The 7,056-nt window shown below is 59.5% G+C and carries 7 protein-coding genes; 5 read left to right on the top strand and 2 right to left on the bottom strand.

Annotated elements, in window-relative coordinates; genetic code table 11:
* Both C2L58_RS41150 and C2L58_RS48965 read right to left on the bottom strand, forming a co-directional pair.
* Positions 1-250, bottom strand: a 250-nt coding sequence (locus tag C2L58_RS41150) for a transcription factor WhiB (protein WP_103343033.1), incomplete at its 3' end; no start/stop codon positions are given.
* A gap of 398 nt (positions 251-648) precedes the next feature.
* Positions 649-1,818 (bottom strand): hypothetical protein, encoded by a 1,170-nt coding sequence (locus C2L58_RS48965; RefSeq protein WP_146073775.1) that lies wholly within the window; start codon positions 1,816-1,818, stop codon positions 649-651.
* 590 nt (positions 1,819-2,408) lie between these two features.
* Here C2L58_RS48965 and C2L58_RS41135 point away from each other — a divergent pair.
* From C2L58_RS41135 to C2L58_RS41120, 5 genes are all read left to right on the top strand, one after another.
* A complete protein-coding gene (locus C2L58_RS41135; RefSeq protein ID WP_103343030.1) occupies positions 2,409-2,849 on the top strand; it encodes an Imm1 family immunity protein in 441 nt (146 codons plus the stop codon).
* Positions 2,850-2,911: 62 nt separating this feature from the next.
* Positions 2,912-3,277 (top strand): hypothetical protein, encoded by a 366-nt coding sequence (locus C2L58_RS48960; RefSeq protein WP_146073774.1) that lies wholly within the window; start codon positions 2,912-2,914, stop codon positions 3,275-3,277.
* Positions 3,278-3,342: 65 nt separating this feature from the next.
* Entirely contained in the window at positions 3,343-3,792 is a 450-nt protein-coding gene (locus C2L58_RS48955) for a hypothetical protein (RefSeq protein WP_146073773.1), read from the top strand.
* A 967-nt stretch (positions 3,793-4,759) separates the two neighbouring features.
* Positions 4,760-5,410 carry a hypothetical protein gene (locus C2L58_RS48950; protein WP_146073772.1) on the top strand — a complete coding sequence of 217 codons (651 nt, stop codon included), beginning with the start codon at positions 4,760-4,762 and terminating at the stop codon, positions 5,408-5,410.
* 737 nt (positions 5,411-6,147) lie between these two features.
* Positions 6,148-7,017: a LysR family transcriptional regulator gene (locus C2L58_RS41120; RefSeq protein ID WP_103343028.1), complete on the top strand. Its 870-nt coding sequence runs from the start codon at positions 6,148-6,150 to the stop codon at positions 7,015-7,017.
* Positions 7,018-7,056: the final 39 nt, after the last annotated feature.

Here is a 7,056-nt window from a genome sequence, read left to right as displayed (position 1 = left end):
CGACCGTGTCCGGCCCGGCCGTCCGCAAGTCCAGTTCCCGGCACTGGTCGATCACCGGGCACCCGGCGCACAGGCGGGCGGCCAACTCCCGGTCCGGCGAGTCGTCGCCGGACAGTTCCGGCATGTCGGCCCGGTCGAACGCCCAGAAACACAGACCGTCCCGGGCAACCACTTCACTCAGCACGTCGTCCGGCACGTCGGCGTACCGGTCGAGCCGAACAGCCATCTCCTGAAAGTCGTATCCGGTCATCGCGCACCGCCGTTCAGCGCGCGCCGCAGCTCAGCGGCGGAGATGACGAGACGGGAGCGACGCCGCACCGTACGCAGTACACCCCTACGGATTGCCGAGCACACGCAAGACTCCGTGACTCCGAGAACCCACGCAGCCTGGGGGATCGATACGAATGCGGTAGACGTCGCAATATGAGTTGTCGTTTTCATCAGTGTTTTGACCCTTACTCTTGGCTTCGACTCGCGGTTTGCGAGCCGTTGCCACTAAGTAAGCCGCCAGCACCAAGAAACGCCCATGTACAGGCGTGAATATGCTATCCCAGCGGAGAATAACCGCAGGTCAGAGGGCATGTCGAGCGCAACGGATATTCACAGAAAGAATATTGAAGGCCCGATATTCCCTGGGAGAATATCGGGCTACTGGGTGCGCTTGATGTCGGCGAACAGCTCTCGGAAGTCGCCGCCCGCGCCTGCGCCGTAGGTGTCTAGCTCGTGCTCCAGCTCAGACGAGACCATCAGCAGGGACGGGCGGCTGCGGCGGCCGTTCTGAAGGGCTTGGATGCCCAGTGCGGCGGCCTCGTCGACGTCCCCACGCCTAGCGGCGATCACGGCAAGTGTGAGCTGTGCTTCGGCGATGCGCATCGGAGCCACAGGGGTGCCCTCAGAGTTGACGCTCCGTCGCATGACCTCTTCGGCGTTGCGTTGGGCGAGCTGGTCCTCGCCGACAATTCGATAGGTGTCCATAGCGTAGAAATCCCACTTGTCCGGATCAACGACGAAGTGGTTCTCTGGCCTGTCCGGATATGGAAGGCGGCCCAAAAGTGCACTGCCCGTATCGAGTGCCTTATGGACTTCCTCGACGTTACCCATTCGAGCGAATGCCTTCGCTTGCTGTCCATAGAGCTGGACCGCCACTGAGTGGGACGGCGCTGCCAATGCGCCGGATTCGGCGGCGGGAATGACCGCACGGTAGTTACCTGCCGTGAGATGAAACCACGCAAGCATTTCGTGTGCCCATCCGACGATTCCGGCGTCCTCGGCTTCCTTGCCGAGTTCCAATGCCATGCGTCGAGTCGCTTCGGCCGATCGCGCGTCGCCTAAATCGTATTCGAGACATCCCACCAGCAATGCTAGCATTCCCGCTTTTGTCAATATCTCGCGGTGTTGAGCGAGCGTCAGGCGGTTATTTAGAAGCTCAGTCATCTTGCCGAGCCATTCCTTACCCGCCGTCATCAATTCGCGGGCGTCCGCGTGAGCGTAATCGCAGCACAGTTGCTCAACGGTGATATTAAGAGCGTCGATCGTAGAGGAGTCGATTGCGGACGCGCGGACTCGACGAAGCAATTCGAGCGTGTCCATACCGGTGTTGACGACGAGAAGTGCGTCACGGGCCTGCGGGGTAATCAAGCCGCTCGACTGTGAATCTGGGCCGCCGCCGTCAGTAGTTCGCAAGGAACGCGGCAATCTGAGGCGGCTTTGACCGGGAAAGTCAAACCATAACAGGTGCTGCGGAAGGTGGAGAATACGAGCGTAGTTTCGGAGCGTGTCAATATTTTGCTCCGGCTTACCGTTTTCCAGTTTGCTCACCTGGGCCTGAGTTAGCCCTAGCCAGCGCCCAAGTAGTTCTTGGTTTAGCGCCTTGCCGAAAAGCTGGAGGTGACGCGGGTGGTTTCGGTATGCCTTGAATACTTTGCCGATATGTTGACTCGCGAACGCGGCCCGGAACTCGTCTGTCTCAAAGAATTCGTTCCGCAACTGAGCCGGAGGAGTTCGCAATTGGTCCCGCTGCTCGCGGTGGCACTTACTGCACAAGCGTGCCGTGTTATCTGCGGCAAGCGCACCCCCACACCCCTGGCAGCTCCGGCCGCCGGAAGTGCCGGCGGCGCGGCGCTGCGGACCGCTGGGTGAACTCATCGGAGATACCCCTCGCTATCGGCGCCATGTCCTGTGATCAGCGTACCTACGGCGACTGGGTCTCACCAGGGAGTGAACCGGGTCACCCCTCAAAGGTGCCCTGACCTGCGGTTATGTCTCTCCGAGAATGCCGCATGCCCACGCCGACATAGACCAACCCCGCTGCGCAGCGTGACGGTTGCACCACAACGTCGGAGCGCCCCCGGACGCGACGGCCAGCACTGCCCTGACCAGCCCTGACGACCGAACGGCGACGTGACCTCATGATCCTCACGGCATCGCTCACTACTGGCGTAGCCCGAGTCACAAATGGAAGTTCGGCCTCGATTCGACTGATCGACGAAATTCTCAATCTGGACCACATCGACTGGGAAACAACGATGGCGGTTGGCGACGTCGAATATCATCGCAGCAAGGACGGTCCGTACCCTAACCATCAGATGCGGATCAGCGTCCGTCCGTCAATGGGCTTGGCGGCTCTGAATTATACAGATCATGACGACGCGAATATGCCGATCGCTAATTCGTTCAACCCGAAGCGACCATTGCCGGAAGTTGACCTTATATTCAACGGTACGACCGGAGCCGTCTTTCCGCGAACGGCTGCCATTCCAGTACTAGACGCACGCGCAGCTGTCCTTGAGTGGCTTGAGACTCGAAAACGCCCTAACTGTATCCAGTGGCGCCCATACGACATTTACTAGCGAACAGGCCAGTTGCTTGACTGGATCACTCGCGAAATTCAGTTCCACGCAGGGAAGACGACATGACAGCAATAATCGATCAGCCGCAACCACTTTTGGTGAAACTGCCAAGGGCCTACGGATACATGCGTGTGCCATGTGACATACCAGACGAGAAAGTGTTTCGCCTGGAGCAAGAAGTCAGAGCGTTTGCAGAATCTCGCGGACGTTACCTCGTCAGCTTCTTCTTTGAGTTTCATTGCGGCTCTCACGAGGCATTTGAAGAGTTGGTGGAAGAGCTGGTTAGACAAGATGTGCACTGCGTCGTGGTGCCAAGCCTTCGTCATCTGGCCCATCATGCACGTCTCCAAGATCTCATGCTGGAGCAAATGAACCGGGTCGCAAGTGCCGAGATAATGGCCATGCGAGAGCGAACCGAAATAGAATGAACTCATCAGCACGCGATGCGCCATACCTGGACGACGACCCGGTAAGGATTAATAATGGTGATCGAGTGACCGCCTCGGAGCAAGGCTTCGAAGCCGCGATATCAAGCGCGTTCGCGACGATTGCCGAATGCATTAGAACGGGCAATTTTGGTCCGGCTGTCTCCGCTATCGAGGAACTCATAGATGCCGGGCACACGAAGATGCCGGTGGGCCTAATTCTTGCTGATGCGTGCTTCCGACTAGAGCTGGAGCGCTGGCCGAACCTTGACGACTACGGATTTCACTTTCGCGCTATCCAACTACTTTTCACGGGCGAGATTTGCAATGGGGACGAAATCAATAACGCGATCGTCTGGGCACTGCTTGAGAGGGGGAATGCGAATGGATCTCTTGAAGGGCAATTGTACGACATGCTTATGGAATTACTCGACAGTGCCAGCGGAACAAGTGCCGAAGAAGTAGAAAGACTGACTAAAGGATTTATACGTGGACCCGATAGTGAGTTTGAGTTCTAATCTTGCTGAGGTCGAACTACTCAGGGGATGACGAGATGGCGGGAATTCCTGCTCAAGCGATACCGTCCCGAGTTGAAGCTGATCGCATTTCTGGAGCATTCGACAGTGAATGGCATGCATTTGTTGACGGGCTAGCTCACTGCTACCCAGTACGGCAGCTTCGTGCAGACTGGCCACCGCTGCTTACTCCGAGGTGTGAGGAAGCTCAGCGTTTTCCGCTCAGGCACGACCGCGAAAGCATAACCGTGTGGCCGGTGCGTCCGATTCCGGGGCGGACCTGCCCTGGGTGTGAAAGTCGCACGTTGGCCGCAACTCGGGAGGCGCTTCGCGCCCAGGGGTTCATTCGGGCTATGCCGCGTTAATGAGTGCCCACTGAAAAGTCCGCGACGGATGTCCTGTTAATGCCCGGACATTCCGTCGTGTTCCATCTGAGGAAAGAATGGCAAATGGAACAGCAACGACGGATGCAACAATGACTGACGGAGACGTCGGTATCCCGGATGTGGTGCCAAGGGCGCACCAGATACCCGGGCTATTGCTCATGGGTAAATGGGTTGTCTGGGCGCACGAGTGGGCCGACAAAGATGGCATCACGCCGGACGAGTGGCGCGCGCGAGTGGGGGCCGCAATCGAGGAATGCGGAATCGCCTACGAAATGATCGTGCTTCCGTCCCCTGGTCTTACGCTGATTTGGAACAGGAACAATGCGCCAACGACGGCGCAGAAAGACAACTCGATACGACTTGTTCTCCAGAAGCTCGACTACGAAAGACGGCAAAGACGGTAAAGCTCATATCGAGTTACGTCTCGCGCGAAAGCATCCCGCCGGACGGCGTCCCCTATGAGATATGGGCCTTGAGTGAGGAGTGGAAGCAATTACGTGGCTTGAGTTGTGGGCTATCGCGTTGGCTCACGCTTGCGGGGTGGACCTTCGGCCTTACATCGTTGACGACGGTGAGGTGAGCGAGTGACTAGGAAGATTCCCGTGCCACCCGATTTCGTCGACGCCTACAACAAGGGGGCAACCTATGGCGAACTAAGGGCAAAGTACGGCTTCACGGCGCCGGTTATTAGTAGGATGATTGCAGAATTAGGTTTAGAGCGTCACTCGGGCGCACCGAAATGCAAGCCGCTGCCCGTCATTGGCGGCATCGATGATGAATACAACAAAGGTGCAACGCTTCAAGAGTTGTCGAACAAGTATGAAGTCAGTGTACGCTTGGTTAGAAAGATACTCACGGCAAAAAACGTCACATTTCGAAAGCGAGGGCAATCACTCAAGACGCCGCCAAAGCTACAACCTGACGTGGAACACAAAATTAAAAGCGATTACCGTGCGGTTGGCATGTCAATACGGAAGTTGGCTGACAAGTATGGGATTTCGTACCGCATCGTTCGTAGAATATTGCAGTCCGACCCCACAATTACCATACCCCCACCAGGAAATCAGAGCAAACCTATTGTGCCTATCAGGGGCATAGAGTGGGAATACGCGAAAGGCGCTTCTATTCTTTCGCTCGCCCAAAAGTACCATCGCAAGCAAGAGACGATCCGATCAATGCTCGTCATGCTCGATGTAGAGATTCGACGGCAAGGGCGGAGTGATCGAAGTGACTGAGGGTCGGTCGCCAAGACGAATACGATGGCGCAACGATGCGCAGAAGTTCGGCCGGGAAATACGTGTGGAAGTAATCAGGCTTTATCAGAGTGGTGACCCTGGTATGACTATGGCCAACATAGCTCAGCGCATGAACGAGACATGCAAGCTTCCAATCCAGATGACGCGCGTTCACGTCGGCAAGATTCTGGAGATGGCGAACGTGTCACTTCGCACAAGAAGCGAACTTGGCAAGGCGAGTGGTGTTGGCAAACGAGAACCTATCCCTGGCATCGATGCTGAGTACAACGACGGTGCTTCGCTTCGTGTCCTCATGGCGAAGTACCGCATTGGGAGAGTGGCCCTCCGAGCGATGCTCACGAAAAAAGGCGTCACAATCCGGACACGTGGGAGGAAGAAGCGAAGGTAATTATGACCTAAAGAACACCGCTCCGACGTATCTAGCAGTCGTCGGCGATGCGGAATTCAAGGTGTGGAGCGGTCGTTCTTCCCTCATCCCGCGACGATGCAGCTGCGCCCCTATCTGAGTTCCCAGAGTTGAGCCGCCCGACGATGTGGACACAGCGTCGGGCGGCTCCTCGACTTTCCAGCCGAAAGCAGCCGCCCGGCACTCGAACAGGACACAGGGGGCGGCCTATGCCGACGCACGGCAGGATGGACAGGGACGGCAATGCCTGCCCGCTTTGGTGATCGCTCTTTGCCAGCGTGGGCAGGCTGCGACAAGGCTTGGAGTAACTATGGCAGATAACCGCAGGTCAGCGTTCGATCTAGAGCGCATTAGGAGATTCGTAGTTGTCGCCGAGGAACTCCACTTCGGCCGGGCCGCGGCGCGGCTGCACATGAGCCAGCCGCCGCTGAGCCGGGCGATCAAGCAGCTGGAAACCGACGTCGGCGCCGTCCTGCTGGTGCGGTCCGCCGCGGGCGTCACGCTCACCCCGGCGGGGACGGCGCTGTTGGCCGAGGCGCGGGCGCTGCTCGACCAGGCCGACCAGGCTCGCGTGCGCGTCGCCACGGCGGCGGGCGCGCCGAGCCTCACCGTCGGCATCCTCGGCGACAGCGCCGACCCGGCCGCTACCCGGCTCGCCGACGCCTACCGGCGGCAGCACCCGGACGTCGAGGTCCGGGTCCGCGACGCCGACCTCACCGATCCGACGTGCGGGCTGCGCGCCGGAGTGGTCGACGTCGCGCTCACCCGCGGGCCCTTCGACGAGACCGGCCTGGCGGTGCACGAACTGCGCGCCGACCCGGTGGGCGCGGTGCTGCGGGCGGACGACCCGCTGGCCGGCCGTGCCCACGTCACGCTCGCCGACCTCGCCGGACGGCGCTGGTTCCGCTTCCCGGACGGCACCGATCCGCTCTGGCAGGCCTACTGGCACGGCGGCGAACCCCGCGAAGGGCCGGTCGTGCGGGCGGTCCAGGAATGCCTGCAGGCCGTGCTCTGGAACGGCACCGTCGGGCTGATGCCCCTCGGGCACCGGCCGCCGGGCGAACTGGTCGTGGTGCCGCTCACGGACATGGCGCCGAGCCCCGTGATCGTCGCCTGGAAGGACAGCGGGCCGCTGGTCCGGTCGTTCGCGCAGCTCGCGGTGGCCGCGTACCGGGGCTGAGCGGCTTCGGCGCGACGGCCGGCTGGAAAAACGAACGTT

Origin of the sequence: Amycolatopsis sp. CA-126428 (genome assembly GCF_002904335.1) — a bacterium.
GTDB lineage: Bacteria > Actinomycetota > Actinomycetes > Mycobacteriales > Pseudonocardiaceae > Amycolatopsis.
The sequence above is the reverse complement of the archived record's forward strand: the minus strand, read 5'-3'. Positions and strand labels throughout refer to the sequence as shown.

What these genes read in the sequence shown, in the direction of transcription:
- C2L58_RS48960 (WP_146073774.1), top strand. Translation starts at nt 2,912, where the DNA reads ATGACAGCAATAATCGATCAGCCGCAACCACTTTTGGTGAAACTGCCA.
- C2L58_RS41135 (WP_103343030.1), top strand. Translation starts at nt 2,409, where the DNA reads ATGATCCTCACGGCATCGCTCACTACTGGCGTAGCCCGAGTCACAAAT.
- C2L58_RS41120 (WP_103343028.1), top strand. Translation starts at nt 6,148, where the DNA reads ATGGCAGATAACCGCAGGTCAGCGTTCGATCTAGAGCGCATTAGGAGA.